Consider the following 16,676-nt stretch of genomic DNA (forward strand, 5'->3'; position numbering starts at 1 on the left):
AAAAGGACTTGGATTATGGAAAACGTAAAGATGAACAAAGACGCGGCGGCGACCGCTGCTAACCAGGCCAGCGCCTGGGACAATCTCAAGAAGAAAATGCCCAAGGACATGGGCATCTTCCTGGTGATGATCGGCATCGCCCTGGTGTTTGAAGTGCTGGGCTGGGTGTTCCGCGGCCAGTCCTTCCTGATGAACCCGGGCCGGCTGGTGCTGATCGTGTTGCAGGTGGCGATCATCGGTATCATCGCGGTGGGGGTGACCCAGGTCATTATCACCACCGGTATCGATCTTTCCTCCGGCTCGCTGGTGGCGTTGACGGCGGTGGTGGCGGCCAGCCTGGCGCAGACCGCCGACAGCATCTCCCCCATGTATCCGGGCCTGCTCGACCTGCCGGCCATCGTGCCGATAGTGGCGGGCATCGGGGTGGGGTTGCTGTGCGGCGTGCTCAACGGCTGGCTGATCACCAAGACCGGCATTCCGCCCTTTATCGCCACCCTTGGGATGATGGTGTCGGCCCGCGGCCTGGCCCAGTTCTATACCCAGGGCAACCCGATCAGCTTCTTGTCCGACGGCTTTACTTCCATCGGCCAGGGCTCGGTGCCGGTGGTGATCTTCCTGGTGGTGGCGGTGGTGTTCCATATCGCGCTCAAGCACACCCGCTACGGCAAATACGTGTACGCCATCGGCGGCAACATGACCTCGGCCCGGGTATCCGGCATCAACGTCGACAAGTACCTGATCATCGTGTACTCCATCGCCGGGGCGCTGTCCGGCCTGGCGGGCATCGTGATGGCGGCGCGGGTGAGCAGTGGCCAGTCCAGCATGGGCATGGCCTACGAGCTGGACGCCATCGCCGCGGCGGTGATCGGCGGCACCAGCCTGATGGGCGGGGTGGGGCGTATTACCGGCTGCGTGATCGGGGCCATCATCCTCGGCCTTATGAAGAGCGGCTTCACCTTTATCGGGGTGGATACCTATGTGCAGGACATCATCAAGGGGGCCATCATCGTCGGTGCCGTGGTGATCGACATGCGCCGCAACAGAACCAAACGCTGATCCAATACCCTGGTGCGAATTGCCCTTTTTCAGGCAGGCGGCTTCGGCCCCTGCCTGTTTTTTAAACCTGCCATGTACCTGATGACGGTATACCGCTCATCGACCTTGAACCTCAGTCTGAGGTTGTGCCACACAGTAACCGTTGTCATCGAGAAAGCCCTTTCATTTATGGCCGACGGATATTCCATCCGAAGCAGTGGTCAACTCGACCAGCGTGTTTGGTTGCGGGTGCCTATCTGTCGTGTTGTGAATCCTCAACCGATCAAATCGACAAGCTGCTCCCTAAGTTGCCTCACAAACTATCTCACTAGCTGAACCGAAGCACTGCTGTAGTTACTGCCGAGTAGTCATATCCACCGGCTTCACTGGCTCATCATCAGGACTCTGGATAAACGGCGGCTGGATGTGCTGTAGTCGGGGTAGGCTCGTCGCCTATAGCGCCGATCAGTTTAAATGCATGGGTAGTACGATATCTCACCTGTAGGCGCCCGTTTACGTGGCGCAAACCTGCCAACGGCGGGGAGCGCGGAAATTGGGAGCCGTCTTCTCGTCGGCTGAAGCGACGGCTACAGCAGCGTAAACCGGTGGTTACGCAGTGCTATATGCAGGTTGGTAATCATCGCTGTCCGGTTAAGATCGTGTTCGTTCAGCCGCAGGTCCAGGTACCGGGGCCTGGGCCCTTTCCAATTACAGGTCGATGCCAGAGCGTGCTCGAGCTCTGGCATCGGCCCGTTTTTGCGCCATTGGCTTCAGACCTTGCAGAATCGCCTCTTGCGGGTGGGGTGTCAGTATCCTGCCTTGCCTGAGCTTGTACACTGCGATTGCTTTGGACACTGGCCGAGCAGCCCCGTCGCAACAAGGCTGCCTATCTTTGAACTTTTTATCCGTAGGCGTCTGTTTACGTGGCGCAAGGCTGAAAACGGCGGAGACCTGCAGGCCCGACACCATATTCCCCAGTGGCTAAAACGCCGTAAACAGGGGTGAGTGGCAGGAGCAGGGCAGTGACTGGCCGATTACTGTAAATTGTAAACAAATTCTAAGGAATGGATGGGTGCCAGCAGTTCGCCAGGTGCTTAAAGGGCTACTACGTTGAAGCATCGTCGCCAGTGCGGCCAACAGGTGAACACCTGTGTTTTGGAAGGCAACCCGGTGTGCACTCAATCGCAACACACCGGGGCAAGTTACTCAGATATTAGGCAGTTCGTAGTCTGAAGCCTCCAGCGCGATACTGCGTTTAAGGAGTTCAATCGATTTACGTACTCCCTCGAGGCGGGACAAGGTGACATCCTCGTGCTCGATACTCAGTACATCATCGTAGCCGACGACACGCAGGGCATAGCAGAAGCGCTTCCACCAACCTTCATCCTGGCCATAGCCCAAAGTGACGTAGGACCAGCTGCGTTCGGCAACCTTGGCTGAATGGGCTGTCTCCAAGCGGCTGTTAATCGCACAGTTGCGATTGTCGATCAGCGCGTCCTTGGCATGCACGTGGTAGATGGCATCGCCCAACTCCCGCACACAGGCAATGGGGTCTGCCCCCATCCAAAGCAGATGGCTCGGATCCAGGTTGACACCAACGGTATCACCGACTGCATTGCGTAGGCGGTTAAAGGTTTCGCAGTTGTAAACCAGCTGCCCCCCATGCAGCTCAAGGCAAATCTTGTGAATGCCTGCATTATTGGAAAACGCGACCAGTTCTTGCCAGTAGGGCAAGGCGACTTCATTCCATTGATAGTCGAGGATCTCGTGGCAATCGGGAGGCCAGGCAACGGTCACCCAGTTCGGGTTGGCATCGCCGCGCCCTCCGGGAAGGCCTGACATGGCGTTGACACGTTCAATATTCATCAGTGCGGCGAGCCTGATGGTTTTGCGCAGGCAGGCATCCTGCTCGACCCCGCTTTTGGGGTGCAGGGGGTTGCCGTTGGCTGTCAGGGCTGAAATTTCAAGCCCGTGATCCCGCACCCGAGCGAGAAACTCACGGCGGTTTTTATCGCTGTCCAACAATGCATCGATGTTGATATGGGGGGCGGCCGACCAGTTGCCGGTAGGAAACTCGACGCAGTCGAGTCCTAGCTCCGCCGACTGACGCAACAGTTCGTCGAATGACAAATGTGCCAGACTGTCGGTTACCATTCCGATTTTCATGATTTTTCTCCTCAGAGTTTGACTGCGACAGCCTTACCGGTCTGCAGTGACTCCAGCGCCGCATCGGCCAGGATCAGCGCACGTTCACCATCCAGGCCGGAAGGCGCGGGACCTGATTCACCCTCCAGCGCAGTAATAAAGGCCTCGAACTCGCTGCGATAGGAGGCGGCGTAGCGCTCGAGGAAAAAGTGCAGTGGCTTTTGTGCGACAACGCCCTGGGCGTCGGACTTGACTAGCGTGGTTTCCGGCACGTTGGTTACGGCCAGCATGCCCTCGCTACCATGGACCTCGACACGCTGATCGTAACCGTATGCCGCGCGGCGGCTGTTGGTGATCACGGCGATTTTTCCGCTGGCACAAGTCAGAGTGACGACGGCGGTATCGACATCGCCGACTTCCTTGATTTCGGGGGAGACCACTGCGGAGGCGCTGGCGTAGACGCTGACCGGCTCCTCCTGCAACAGCCAGCGGGCCATGTCGAGGTCATGAATGGTCATGTCCCGGAACAACCCGCCAGAGCCCTTGACGTAGCTGGCTGGCGGTGCGGCCGGATCGCGAGAGCAGATGGTCAGCAGTTCCAGATTGCCGATTTCACCGCTGGTCAGGGACTGCTGTAGATGTGCGAAGTTGGGGTCGAAGCGACGATTGAAGCCCACCATCAACTTGGTGTTGTGCTTCTTAACCACGGCGAGACACTCGCGTACGCGGTCGATACTCAAGTCAACCGGCTTTTCACAGAAAACTGCCTTACCTGCACGAGCGGCGGCTTCGATCAGGTCGGCATGCGTGTCGGTAATAGTGCAAATCATCACCAAATCGACGTTTTTGTCCGCCAGAGCATCCTCGACGCTGGATACTTTGGCGCCGTATTTGGTGGCCAGCGCTTCAGCGGCAGGCTGATGAACGTCGACAACATGTGCCAAAGCGCATTTCGGATGAGCTGCGACGCTGGCAGCATGGATCTGACCAATACGCCCCGCACCTAATAAAGCTACGTTATACATCTTGTTCTCCTCTTAATCTGTTCGAGATTTGTGTTGCCGTTACTGCCGTATTTCGCTGATTTGGACCGGTCTGTGTTCATCTGCGCTCAGTTGAATTGCCTCAAGAATTTCCGCGACTCGTAACCCGTCTTCTATGGAACCATTGGTGAATGGCTGACCCTGGGCGATCGATTCCATGAATTCGGCAATCATGAAACCGAAGACTTCGGCAAAGCCGATTCCCACTCCGTCGTGCGGAACCGGGGTGCGCTCACTGACGTAGGGGGAGGCAGGGCGGTTTGAGATGATCCTGAAGGCCTGGGGACTATCGTCGAGGCGAGCTATTTCGTACTCACCAGGACGCGCCGAGCTATAGCGCACAGTACCTCGGGTACCACTAAGCGCGAAGGACAGGGTGTTACCCATGCCTACAGCGACGCGGCTAGTTGAGAACAGTCCTTGACAGCCGCTTTCAAATCGCATTACGCAAGAGCTGACGTCATCGGTGTCGACGGGAAGGCTTTCATTGCTGAGTGCGACGTGATTGTGCCCGGCCGCTGCCTGTGCCGGCAGAAAACGCCGGGGAACGGTAGTCGATGATATTGCGCCACCGATTTCGAGGATATCGCCGCAGATAAAACGCGCGACGTCGATCGCATGGGCGCCAATATCATGGAGAGCACCGCCACCGGCCTTGTCTTTCAGGTAACGCCAGCTGTGGGGCAGTGTCGGATCGGCGGCATACTCCGATTGGTACTGTATCAGGATGTGAACTGGCTCGCCGATTTCTCCGGCAGCGACCAGATTCTTGATTTCCCGGATCGCAGGTACCCGGCGGTTGTTGAATACAGTGCCGCTGTTGACGCCGGCTGTGCTGGCTAATTCAGCCAAATCACGAGCCTCTGCTGCGGTCAGGGCGAGCGGCTTTTCGCACAGTACATGTTTGCCGGCGGCCAGTGCTGCCCGAGCAACGGTGGCGTGCTCGAAGTTCGGCAAGGTCACGCTGACCACTTTTACTCGCTCATCGGCAATTACTGCACGCCAGTCCGTTGCAGTTTCTGCAAAGCCGTAATTGGTGGCGAGAGCTTCAGCAGCTTCCTGGCGCGCGTCACAGACGGTCAGAAGCTGGAAATTAGCACCGTCACGTTGAAACCGGGACTGATGTGCCCGGTAACCCGAGGCGTGGGCTGCACCGATCATGCCGGCACCGAGAATGGCAATTCCAAAATCGTTCATGGTAATACCCATATTCTGCTGGTTTAAAAGTGTAGTGCCGAGTGATCAAACTGACTGCCAAGTGCCACTCTTGGCCGAAGCGAAGAGCGCATCAAGTACGCGCATCTGGCGGATTGCATCGTCGATACCAAACGCCAGCGGTTTTTCTCCGCGCACTGCCTTGGCGAAGTTGGTAGCTTCGCACTCATATTGTGCTGCCTCCGGCATTGGATGGCTGATCGGAGCGAAGTCATCGAGCCCTGTATGACTGTCGATCAGGATTTTGGCCGGAGCACCGGGGGTTGGCACGTAGGGCGCCGGTAGATCCAGCATCGACTTTTCACAGACTACCTGGAGGCGCTGGGCTGCGGACATCTTGATACCGACGGTGAAGCTGGCGAGGCGCCCTTCGCCGTAATCCAGAATGGCACTGGAGAGGTAATCGGTATCGTTCTCCGGATCCAGTGACATGGCGCAGAATACCCGTACTGGTTCGCTTTCGAACACGTAGCGAGTGGTCATGGTGGCGTAGCAGCCAAGGTCATACATGGCGCCGCCGCCGAAATCGGTGTTGAAACGGAAGTTGCTTGGATCGTCCAGCATAAAGGAGAGCATGGCCTGGGCTGTCCGGACCGGGCCATGCTTGCCACTGCGCAGTTGCTCACGCAGCGCTTCCCACTGTGGATGGTGGCGCACCATGAACGCCTCGGAGACCAATACATTACCTTCAACGTCACGGAGTTTTTCCGCTTGCGCCCCAGTCATCGCGATCGGTTTTTCGCACAGCACATGCTTGCCGCGGGCGGCGGCCGCGAGCGCGATGTCTATATGCAGGTGGTTGGGTAGCGGTATGTAGACCGCTTCCACGTCCGGATCGTCCAGCACGGCCTCGTAGGATCCGTAGGCCCGTGGAATATCGAATTCTTTAGCAAATGCCTGAGCACCGTCGAGAGAGCGCGAACCGACCGCCAGTACTTCACACCAGGGGCTGGCCTGCATGGCGGGAACCAGTTTCGAACGGGCAATGCCGGCGGTGCTGATAATCCCCCAGCGTACGGGATTTGCAGGATTGTTTGTGGGGTTGACCATGTTCGACCTCTTGAGTAGTGAAGGTGTCGAGTGACACCTCTTTTGTGTTCCGATCACATGCGGGAGTTATGTGATCAAGCAAGGAACTCCCGTTGCTGAATATTTGACTCATCAACATCATATGTCAACAATCAAATCAAAAAAAGATTATTTAAAGCTCTATTTTTATCTATATTTGATTTTAATAACATCAAATATGAGTTTTTAGCCTGCTTTTCATCATTTTTCATCTGTGATATTTGATGTTTTTTTGTTTTGATGTATGTTTAATCAATTTGTGATGAGTGACGATTCAACGATGGCTGAGCGAGCAAACTGGAAAGGGCCTACCGTAACTGATATAGCCAAGGCTGCAGGTGTTAGTACGGCGACTGTCGACCGTGTACTCAACCAGCGTAGCGGCGTTCGTGAAGTAACGCGCAGCAAGGTAATGCTGGCGATAGAGCGGCTGAGTTCTGATGAGCGAGGAAGTGAGAGCAGGCGAATTCGACGGGTTGCCTTTATCACGGAAGCTGGTCCGACTTTTACCGGGCTGGTTGAGAGGGCTGTGACGGAGTTTGCCACTCAGCACCAAGATATGGTTTGTAGCTTTGATAGTGTCGCCACCGCTGACGCAAATGCTACTGCGCTGGCACAGTTGATTGAGCAGCGGGCTGAAGAAGCTGAAGGCATTGTGCTGATCGCTCCAGAAGATCCATTGATCAACCGGGCTGTCAGGTCGGTAACAGGGCAGGGTATCCCGGTCGTTTGTCTGACCACCGATCTGCCTAACTCCGGCCGTACAGGCTATGTCGGTGTCGATCAGACTAGTGCGGGTGCCACGGCCGCATTCTTTATGGGGCGTATGTTGCCCAAGGCGAATGGCAGGATTCTGCTGGTTGTGAGTGCTCCTTACAGGGGTTTGGAGGAGCGTGAAGTCGGTTTTCGCCGCGTGTTACGCGCCGACTTTCCACACTTGCACATTGAAGAGCGGGTGAATTCGAAAGACGATTCTGCCTACTCTTATGAAAGCGTCAAGGCGTACCTTGAGGAGCATTCCGATGTCGTAGGTATCTACAATGCTGCGGGCGGCAACAGGGGGATAGCACAAGCCATCAGAGATGCTCAACTGCAAGGGTCTGTTCTCTTTATTGGGCATGAAATTACCGAGCACACACGCCAGCTGCTTGATTCCGGTGATATGGATATTGTGCTGGGGCACGACATTGACGCCGAAGTTTCGGCCAGCATCGAGTTGATTCGGGCAGCTGTTGAAGGGAGAGAAGTCACCAGTCGGCAGATACCATTGCTAACCTATACTCGTTACTCCAGTCCTTGAACACAAACGCCAGAAGTACAGACGAGGCACGACCAGCCACGCTAGAGCGCCATATAGTTTAAAACTTAGGCAACGCCCTTTGTCGGAGGCTTCGATGGCTTCTGACGAGGTGTAGTTTGTCGGCCAAAGGGCACTACTCCTCCGGCACGCCGTGAACCCGTCCCTGGGGGCTCCGCCGCGCCTTCCCTGGCGCGGAGGGCCGGCGGAGCAGTCCCCCTTGTCCTCCCTATCGCACCGCAGCTGCCTGCTGGCAGCACCTTCAGACGGCGTCAGAGCTTGAAAGAGGTAACAGGGATGGCCTCCGCCGACCGTCACCTGCCAGGGATGGTAGGTGCGAGCCTACAGGGACGTACTTGCGGTGTGTCGGCGGAGGTGGCCCTGTTGACTCTTCTCTGGGTTGCAACAGACAACAAATAGCTGATTGGTCAATTTTTAAACTGATCGGTGCTCTAGCTGTCAATATCACCCCAATCGTTATTGGATCCCATCCTCTTTCCGCAATATGAAACGAGCAGTCGTCGTTTTACCCTGACGGTGCCCGGAGCGGTGCCGAAACGGGATCCCGATCAAACAAAAATTTACAAATCAGCCACAAATCGCGACCCAGATCATGGAATTTTTATTTCAAAATTTATAATTATAAATTATTTGTTTATGTTTGTTGTTGAGATGGATTGATAACAACAACGCTACGTTATTTTTACGCAGGCCCATGGCCAGGCAGCTATTCAGACGGAGGCATCATGACGCCGCAAGGAAGATACAACATCAAGTACGTACTGCTGATCTGCGCAGTATCCGCATTGGGAGGCCTGCTGTTCGGCTACGACACGGCGGTGATTTCCGGCGCCATCGGCCCCATCAAGAGCTATTTCGGGCTGGACGCCGCCGGTGTGGGCTGGGCGGTCTCCAATGTGGCCATCGGCTGCATCGTCGGCGCCTTTGCCGCCGGTGCCATCGCCGGCCGGCTCGGGCGCAAGAAGGCGCTGGTGCTGGCGGCGCTGCTGTTTACCGTTTCCGCCCTGGGCTCCGCCCTGGTGGATAGCTTCTCCTGGTTTATCGTCTACCGCCTGATCGGCGGGGTGGCGGTGGGCCTGGCCTCGGCGGTGTCGCCCATGTACATGTCGGAAGTCTCGCCCAAGGACATGCGCGGCCGGGCGATCGGCATGCAGACCTTCGCCATCGTGTTCGGCCAGGTGGCGATCTTTACCATCAATTACCTGATCGCCAAGGGCGCGAGCGAAGCCTGGCTGGTGGACATGGGCTGGCGGGTGATGCTGGGCTCGGAGGTGATCCCCTGCCTGTTGTTCTGCCTGGTGGTGATGTTCATCCCCGAATCGCCCCGCTGGAACGTGATAAAGGGCAACGACGCCGCGGCCCTGACCACCCTGCGCAAGATCTACAACGGCCCCTACCCGGAAAAGGTGCTCAAGGAAATCAAGGACTCGCTCAAGCAGCGCCAACTGGAGCAGCAGCAAAAGCGCAAGATCGACTACCGCAACGACAAGGCGTTCTGGTTTATCGCCTTCGTGGGCTGCATGATCGCCGTCCTCCAGCAGACCACCGGCGTCAACGTGATGATGTATTTCGCCCCCGTGGTGCTGGAGCAGGCCACCGGCAACAACGAGGCCGCCCTGTTTATGACCATCTGGATCGGGGTGGTGCAACTGATCGGGACTTCCATCGGCGCCTTTCTGATGGACCGGGTGGGCCGGGTGCCGCTGCTGCGCATCGGCGCCATCGGCTCGACCGTCGGTTTGCTGGTCACCTCCTACTTCCTCTACCACGCGGCGGGCCTTGCCGGGGCCGAGGCGGTGCGCAACGGCTATTTCATCCTCTCCGGCATGCTGCTGTTCATGCTGTTCTTCGCCTTCTCCTGGGCGGTGGGCGCCTGGGTGGTGGTGTCCGAAATCTTCCCCAACCGGATGCGCTCCGAGGGCATGTCGCTGGCGATCGCCGCCATGTGGGTGAGCAACTTCTGTATCGGTCTCGGCTTCCCGCTGATGAACGACAACGCCTTCCTGCTGGAACACTTCAACGGCGCCTTCCCCATGTGGCTGTTCGCCGGTTGCTGCGTGCTGTCCTACTTCTTCGTCACCCGTTTCCTGCCCGAGACCAAGGGCGTGACCCTGGAGCAGATGGAAGAAACCATGCTGTCCAAAACCAGGCTGGAAGCCAAGGAAGTACCGGCCGCGATGGTCCGGGCCAACGGCTGATATCCGAAACCGGCCCCTGGGCCGGTTTTTTTTGAGGGACCATGATGATCACCGATCCGTTCTTCTACCTGGTCGCCGTGCCCGCCGTGCTGATCTACGGCATCGGCAAGGGCGGCCTGGGCGGTGCCCTGGGAGTGGTGGCGGTGCCGCTCATCAGCCTGACCACCCATCCGGCCACCGCCGCCGCCGTGCTGCTGCCGCTGCTGTGCCTGATGGACCTGTTCGCCGTGGCCTGGCACCACCGCTATGTGTGCTGGCGCCAGATCCGCCAGCTCATCCCCGGCGCCCTGCTGGGGGTGGCGCTGGCGGGGCTGCTGATGGCCCGGGCGCCGACCTGGCTGCTCACCGGCTTTATCGGTATTGCCTCCATCCTGTTCTGCCTGCACCACTGGTTCAGCCCGCCGGTGCCGGCCCGGGCCGGCGGCCTGGGCCAGGGCACCCTGTGGGGCACCCTCACCGGCCTGTTCAGTACCACCATCCACGCCGGCGGGGCGCCGGCCAGCATGTACCTGCTGCCCCAGCAACTGGAGAAACGGCTGCTGGTCGGCACCATGGCGGTGCTGTTCGCGCTGGTGAACCTGATGAAGCTGGTGCCCTACACCCTGCTGGGGCAGCTCAACCCCGGCAACCTGCAAACTTCGCTGATGCTGGTGCCCCTGGTGCCGGTCGGGGTCTGGCTCGGGGTCTGGCTGGTCCGAACCGCCAGCCAGCGGCTGATCTACCGGCTGTGCTACGGGCTCTTGTTCCTCTCTGGCCTGCACTTCCTGCAACTGAGCCTCCGGACCTGGTGGTGATCAGCCCGCCATGTTGAAGGGAGTGACCACCAGCACCCGGGAGAAATCCGGCGGGGCGGCACTGGCCGGCAGAAAGCCATGAAAGCGCAGCAACTGCATAAAGGCCCGGCGGGCGTCCTGCTGCAGGTCGTGGTCGATGAGGGCGGCGATGCGGCCTTCCGCCAGCAACTGGCGGTTTTCCCGATCCAGATCGTGCCCAATCAGCACCTCGAGCGAGCGGCCCCGGACGGCAAAGGCATCGACGATGGCCCTGTTGCCGCCACCCACGCTGTAGACGGCATTGAGATCAGGGTGACGGTCCAGGCAGTCGGTCATCAGCCTCAAGGTATTGTCGTATATCCCTAGGCCGCCGCTCAGCTCCACCACTTCGAGGTGCGGCGCCTGCTCCCGTAGCCACTGGCGAAAACCGCTCTCCCGCTCTTCCTCGCCGCGAAAGCCCTGGCTGCTCAGCACCACCGCCACCCGGGCGGGGATGGGCGGCAGCCAGCGACGCATCAGGTAGCCGGCGGTGCGCCCGGCGCTGCGGTTGTCCATACCGATGTAGCCGATGCGCCGGCTGGCGGGCAGATCGGTGACCAGGGTGGCCACCGGGATGCCCGCCTCGAACAGCCGGTTGACCGCCTCGTTGACCGGCGGCTCGTCCGGCGCCTTCAGGATCACCCCCTGGCTGCCCTGCTCGAGGCTGCGTTGTAGCAATTTAACCAGTTCGGTAACGCCGATGTCTTCGAACAGGTGAAAGCGGGGGCTTATCCGGTAGGGGGCCAGGCTGCCCACCTGGCTGGTTATGGCCTCCGCTACCGCCTCGCTGAACCGCTCCGGCGCCAGCATGACGACGTCGAAGTACAGGGTGCGGCCGGCGGCCAGCGCCGCCCGTTGCTGGCTGTCCAGCTCGCGGATGGCCTGCTCCACCCGTTTGAGGGTCTGGTAGTGCACCTGGCCGCGCCGGTGCAGCACCCGGTCCACAGTGGCCTTGCTGACCCCGGCCTGGGCCGCGATCTGCTTGATGGAAAATTTCTTGCGGTCGAGCTCGTTCATGAGGCGTTTCTGAGGCGTTGCCGAGGTCTTGTTGCCGAAGTGTAAATGCTACTATCGATTCGAAACCAACAAAAACGAAATGTTTGTTTTTAATGAGTGTCACCGGAGGGACAGATGAACCAGAATGACAAGCGAGACTTCGAAGGGCGTTATTTCGTGGTGACCGGCAGCACCCAGGGGCTGGGGGCGGCGGTGGCCGGGTTGCTGGCGGCACGGGGGGCGGCGGGCCTGGTGCTGTGCGGGCGCAGCCGGGACAAGGGGCAGGCCCAGGCCGACCGGCTGACCAACATGGGCTGTCCGTCCTGGTTCGTGCCGGCGGATCTGGCGCGGACGGAGGACTGCCAGGCCGTTATCGACGAGGCCGAACGACGCTTCGGCACCCTGCACGGCCTGGCCAACTGCGCCGGCATGTCGGATCGGGGCTGCATCCTCGACACCAGCCCCGAGCTGTTCGACCGCATCTTCGCGGTCAACGTGCGGGCGCCCTTCTTCCTGATGCAGGCGGCCATCAAGCTGATGATCCGCACCGGAACAGCAGGCAGCATCGCCAATATCATCACCATGACTTCCCATGGCGGCCAGTCCTTTCTCACCCCTTACGCCGCTTCCAAGGGCGCCCTGGCCACCCTCACCAAGAACGCGGCCTACAGCGCCATGCGCAACCGGATCCGGGTCAACGGCCTCAACATCGGCTGGATGGACTCGCCCCACGAGCACGAGATCCAGCGCCAGTACCACGGTGCGGACGACGACTGGCTGGCCCGGGTGGAGCAGGCGCAGCCCTTCGGCCGCCTGCTCAAGCCGGAGGAGGTGGCGCGGGCACTGGCCTTTATGCTGTCCGACGAGTCGGGCATGATGACCGGCGCCATCATCGACTTCGACCAGGGGGTGATCGGCTGCGGCGACGAAGGCACCCCCAAGCCGCCGGCGGCCCTGGTCCTGCCGGAAGGAGGCGCGGCATGACGGCGCTCTATCTGCAGCCGGAGCAACTCGATCTGGCACAGTTCGCCGCCCTGTGCGAACAGTCTCCGGTTTTGTCCGACTATCCCCTGGCGGCCGGTATCGAACGCCGGGTGCTGGTCTACCGGGCGTCAACCCTCAACGCCGCCGCCCAACGACATCGCACCGAGGTGCTGGCCGAGCTGCACCGGGCCCTGGCCCAGGGGCCGGGGGTGCTGGTGATCAAGGGCGGCTATGCCGACCAGGGGGTGATCGAGCGCAACACGGCGGTGTTCGGGCGCATCTTCGCGGAGGAGGCGGAGCGTGGGACGGCGGCGGATCATTTCGCCCAGGCCGGCCACAACGGCCGGATCTGGAACTCGCTGCAGAAGGTGGCGGAGCGGGACGCCGAGGCCTTTATCGACTACTACGCCAACCCCCTGCTGGCGCTGGTGTGCGAGGCCTGGCTGGGGCCCTGGTACCAGATGACCGCCCAGGTCAATGTGGTGCGCCCGGGCGGCCAGGCCCAGCAGCCACACCGGGACTACCACCTCGGCTTCCAGTCGGCGGCCGACGCGAGCCGCTTCCCGCTGCCGGTGCAGCAATTGTCCCAGTACCTGACCCTGCAGGGGGCCGTGGCCCACTCGGACATGCCCCTGGCCGCGGGACCCACCCTGTTGCTGCCCTTTTCCCAGCGGTATGAGGGCGGCTACCTGGCCTGGCGGCGGCCGGACTTTATCGACTACTTCGAGCGCCACGCGGTGCAGCTGCCGCTGGAGCGGGGGGACATGCTGTTCTTCAGCCCGGCCCTGTTCCACGCCGCCGGCAGCAACAGCACCGAGGATGTGGTGCGCACCGCCAATCTGCTGCAGGTGTCTTCCGCCTTCGGCAAGCCGATGGAAACGGTGAACCGGGAGCGGATATTGCGACACCTCTATCCGGCGCTGTTGGCCCGCTATCGCCAGGGCCAACTGGCGGAGCCCGAGCTGTCGGCGCTGATCGCGGCCGCCGCCGATGGGTATTCCTTTCCCACCAATCTGGACCGGGATCCGCCCCTCGGCGGCCTGGCGCCGCAGACCCAGCAGCAGTTGCTGCGCCGGGCACTGGAAGAAGACTGGACGGAAGCGGACTTCGGCCGCCAACTGAGCCGGAGCCAGCAACAGCGGCAGGCGTGAAGGCTTAAGGGGCAGCCCTCTCTGCCCCTTAAAGCAAGAAAACAAAGTTTTGCTCCGCTCTTTTTACTCGCAGCCCACTCCGATACGCCCTGTGGCGCAATTCCTGCCTTTAGCCAACACCTACAAAGCGCAAGAAATCGAATATGGGCCCCGCCGGCTTTTGCTCTAATAACAGCACATTAACAACGGCGTAAAGCCCTATCCGAGGTGCCATCATGACCATGCACATCACCAGTGCCCCCTGCTGCTGGGGCGTGGACGACGTCAATAATCCCCACCTGCCGCCCTGGCAAAGGGTGCTGAGCGAGGCGGCCCAGGCCGGCTACCGGGGCATCGAGCTCGGCCCCTACGGCTACCTGCCGCTGGATATCGACCGGGTCGGCACGGCGCTCGAGGCCAACGGCCTGAGCGTGGTGGCGGGCACCATCTTCGACGATCTGGTGGACCCGGCCAACCTCGACAACCTGCTGCGCCAGACCCGTGATATCTGCGACCTGCTCACCCGCTTGCCCCGGTTGCCCAAGGCGCAGGGCCAGCGCTTCGCCGCCCCCTACCTGGTGCTGATCGACCATGTACACGCCGAGCGCAGCCTGGTGGCCGGCCACCCGGAGCGCGCGCCCAGGCTCTCGCCCGAGCGCTGGCGGCAGGCCATGGCGCACATCGAGGCCATCGCCACCCTGGCCCGGGACCGGTACGGGGTGCGGGCGGTGATCCATCCCCACGCGGGCGGCTATATCGAATTCGAGGACGAAATCGAGCAGTTGGTTGCCGATATCCCCGCCGAGGTGGCCGGCCTGTGCCTGGACACCGGCCATCTCTACTACTCGAAGATGGATCCGGTGAGCTGGCTGAGGCGCCATGCCGGGCGCATCGACTACCTGCACTTCAAGGACATAGACCCCAAGGTATATGCCGAGGTGATGGCGGAGCCGGTGGACTTTTTCGCCGCCTGCGCCCGGGGCGTGATGTGCCCCATCGGCCGGGGCGTGCTGGATTACGACGCCATCCACGCCCTGCTCAAGGAGCTGGACTACCAGGGCTATATCACGGTGGAGCAGGAGCGGGATCCGCGCAACGCCGCCGGCAGCCTGCAGGATGTGGCCGCCAGCCTGGCCTTTCTGCAAAGCAAGGGGTTTTAGGGCCAGTACACGAACTTTGCAAAGCTGCCCGTTGTGGCCAGCGAAGAGACAACAGGGCTACCTCCACCGACACGCCGCAAAATATGACACTCGCTGTTTCGGCCTGCTGCGAACATTCACTGGATGTTCGGTCAGGCCGGAACCGCTCGTCGCGGCGAGCAAGCTCGCCCCCTGTAGGCTCGCACATGCCATCCATGGCATGTGACGGTCGGTGGAGGCCATCCCTGCTGCCTCTTCCAAGCTTCGGCGCCGAGGGTAGCGCCAGCAGGCGACACTGGCGCTTTGGCCGGACTCGGGATACCTACAGACGACTGGAACAAGGAGAAACCGCAATGATTTATGGAGAACGCAAGGTCAAGGCACCCATCCGCTGGGCCATGGTGGGCGGCGGCAAGGGCAGCCAGATTGGCTATATCCACCGCTCGGCGGCGCTGCGCGATCACAGCTTCCAACTGGTGGCCGGCGCCTTCGACCTCGACCCCGAACGGGGCCGGGAATTCGGCGCCGGCCTGCAAGTGGCGCCCGAGCGCTGCTATGCCGACTACCAGACCCTGTTCGCCGCAGAGGCCAAACGGGAAGACGGCATCCAGGCGGTGTCCATCGCCACCCCCAACGGCACCCACTTCGCCATCAGCAAGGCGGCGCTGGAAGCCGGCCTGCACGTGGTGTGCGAAAAACCCCTGTGCTTTACCCTGGCCGAGGCCGAGGAGCTGCGCGCCCTGGCCGAGCGCCGGCAGCGCATGCTGTGCGTAACCTACGGCTATGCCGGCCACCAGATGATCACCCAGGCCAGGGCCATGATCGCCAACGGCGAGCTGGGCGAGATCCGCATGGTGCACATGCAGTTCGCCCACGGCTTCCACAGCGAGGCGGTGGAGCAGGGGAGCCCCAGCACCCGGTGGCGGGTGGATCCCCGTTACGCCGGGCCCAGTTATGTGCTGGGGGATCTGGCCACCCATCCGCTCTATCTGTCCGAAGTGATGCTGCCACAGCTGAAGATTGAAAAGCTGCTGTGCGCCCGCCAGAGCTTCGTGCGGAGTCGGGCACCGCTCGAAGACAACGCCTATGTGCTGATGCAGTACTGCGGCGGGGTGATGGGGCATGTTTGGGCCAGCGCGGTCAACGCCGGCTCCATGCACGGCCAGAAGATCCGGGTGATCGGTTCCCGGGCTAGTCTGGAGTGGTGGGACGAGCAGCCCAACCAGCTGCGTTTTGAAATCCAGGGCGAGCCGGCGCGCATCCTGGAGCGGGGCATGGGCTACCTCTACCCCGAGGCGCGGGAGGACGATCGCATCGGCGGCGGCCATCCGGAGGGGTTGTTCGAATCCTGGTCCAACCTCTACTACCGCTTCGCCCTGGCGATGGAAGCCTGCGACGCGGGCGAGCACGACCGGGCGCGGGCCCTGCACATCCCCGGCATCGAGGCCGGGGTGGAAGGGGTGCGTTGGGTGGAAAACTGCGTGCGCTCGGCGGACCAGGGCGCGGTGTGGGTGGATTACCGCTGAGGGGCGGGCTTGCGCCGCATGCTCCCCGGGGACAAGATAAGCGGGTGGGCCAAACCAGGAGAGACGG

The 16,676-nt window shown here is 60.9% G+C and carries 13 protein-coding genes; 8 read left to right on the forward strand and 5 right to left on the reverse strand.

The window, feature by feature from the left end; translation table 11 throughout:
• The first annotated feature begins 15 nt into the window (after nt 1–15).
• Nucleotides 16–1,056, forward strand: a complete 1,041-nt coding sequence (locus C7I36_RS02650) for an ABC transporter permease (RefSeq protein WP_106452189.1) — start codon at nt 16–18, stop codon at nt 1,054–1,056.
• Between the two features lie 1,185 nt (nt 1,057–2,241).
• Here the strand turns inward: C7I36_RS02650 and C7I36_RS02655 are convergent.
• From C7I36_RS02655 to C7I36_RS02670, 4 genes are read right to left on the reverse strand one after another with little or no spacing between them, the layout of a single operon-like run.
• Nucleotides 2,242–3,201 (reverse strand): sugar phosphate isomerase/epimerase family protein, encoded by a 960-nt coding sequence (locus C7I36_RS02655; RefSeq protein WP_106452190.1) that lies wholly within the window; start codon nt 3,199–3,201, stop codon nt 2,242–2,244.
• Nucleotides 3,202–3,212: 11 nt separating this feature from the next.
• Nucleotides 3,213–4,205, reverse strand: coding sequence for an inositol 2-dehydrogenase (iolG, locus tag C7I36_RS02660; protein ID WP_106452191.1), 993 nt, complete (start codon nt 4,203–4,205; stop codon nt 3,213–3,215).
• 39 nt (nt 4,206–4,244) lie between these two features.
• Nucleotides 4,245–5,420 carry a Gfo/Idh/MocA family protein gene (locus tag C7I36_RS02665; protein ID WP_106452363.1) on the reverse strand — a complete coding sequence of 392 codons (1,176 nt, stop codon included), beginning with the start codon at nt 5,418–5,420 and terminating at the stop codon, nt 4,245–4,247.
• A 45-nt stretch (nt 5,421–5,465) separates the two neighbouring features.
• A complete protein-coding gene (locus C7I36_RS02670) occupies nt 5,466–6,488 on the reverse strand; it encodes a Gfo/Idh/MocA family protein (protein WP_106452192.1) in 1,023 nt (340 codons plus the stop codon).
• 262 nt (nt 6,489–6,750) lie between these two features.
• On the opposite strand from C7I36_RS02670, the gene C7I36_RS02675 reads away from it, so the two are divergent.
• From C7I36_RS02675 to C7I36_RS02685, 3 genes are all read left to right on the forward strand, one after another.
• Nucleotides 6,751–7,806: a LacI family DNA-binding transcriptional regulator gene (locus tag C7I36_RS02675; RefSeq protein WP_219899588.1), complete on the forward strand. Its 1,056-nt coding sequence runs from the start codon at nt 6,751–6,753 to the stop codon at nt 7,804–7,806.
• Nucleotides 7,807–8,549: 743 nt separating this feature from the next.
• The gene (locus C7I36_RS02680; protein ID WP_106452193.1) at nt 8,550–10,022 is read left to right on the forward strand and encodes a sugar porter family MFS transporter; all 1,473 of its coding nucleotides are present in this window, start codon (nt 8,550–8,552) and stop codon (nt 10,020–10,022) included.
• 41 nt (nt 10,023–10,063) lie between these two features.
• Nucleotides 10,064–10,816 (forward strand): sulfite exporter TauE/SafE family protein, encoded by a 753-nt coding sequence (locus C7I36_RS02685; RefSeq protein WP_219899589.1) that lies wholly within the window; start codon nt 10,064–10,066, stop codon nt 10,814–10,816.
• Here the strand turns inward: C7I36_RS02685 and C7I36_RS02690 are convergent, their stop codons facing one another.
• A complete protein-coding gene (locus C7I36_RS02690; protein WP_106452195.1) occupies nt 10,817–11,851 on the reverse strand; it encodes a LacI family DNA-binding transcriptional regulator in 1,035 nt (344 codons plus the stop codon).
• 114 nt (nt 11,852–11,965) lie between these two features.
• Between C7I36_RS02690 and C7I36_RS02695 the strand changes: the two genes are divergently transcribed.
• From C7I36_RS02695 to C7I36_RS02710, 4 genes are all read left to right on the forward strand, one after another.
• On the forward strand, nt 11,966–12,814 hold the full coding sequence (locus tag C7I36_RS02695) for an SDR family oxidoreductase (RefSeq protein WP_106452196.1): 849 nt from the start codon (nt 11,966–11,968) through the stop codon (nt 12,812–12,814).
• On the forward strand, nt 12,811–13,965 hold the full coding sequence (locus C7I36_RS02700) for a phytanoyl-CoA dioxygenase family protein (RefSeq protein ID WP_106452197.1): 1,155 nt from the start codon (nt 12,811–12,813) through the stop codon (nt 13,963–13,965). Before C7I36_RS02695 ends, C7I36_RS02700 begins: the two co-directional genes overlap by 4 nt.
• A gap of 215 nt (nt 13,966–14,180) precedes the next feature.
• Nucleotides 14,181–15,104 (forward strand): TIM barrel protein, encoded by a 924-nt coding sequence (locus tag C7I36_RS02705; RefSeq protein WP_106452198.1) that lies wholly within the window; start codon nt 14,181–14,183, stop codon nt 15,102–15,104.
• 332 nt (nt 15,105–15,436) lie between these two features.
• Complete coding sequence (locus C7I36_RS02710; protein ID WP_106452199.1) at nt 15,437–16,609, forward strand: Gfo/Idh/MocA family protein; 1,173 nt, start codon at nt 15,437–15,439, stop codon at nt 16,607–16,609.
• Nucleotides 16,610–16,676: the final 67 nt, after the last annotated feature.

Source organism: Zobellella taiwanensis (genome assembly GCF_003012795.1).
Lineage (GTDB): Bacteria > Pseudomonadota > Gammaproteobacteria > Enterobacterales > Aeromonadaceae > Oceanimonas > Oceanimonas taiwanensis.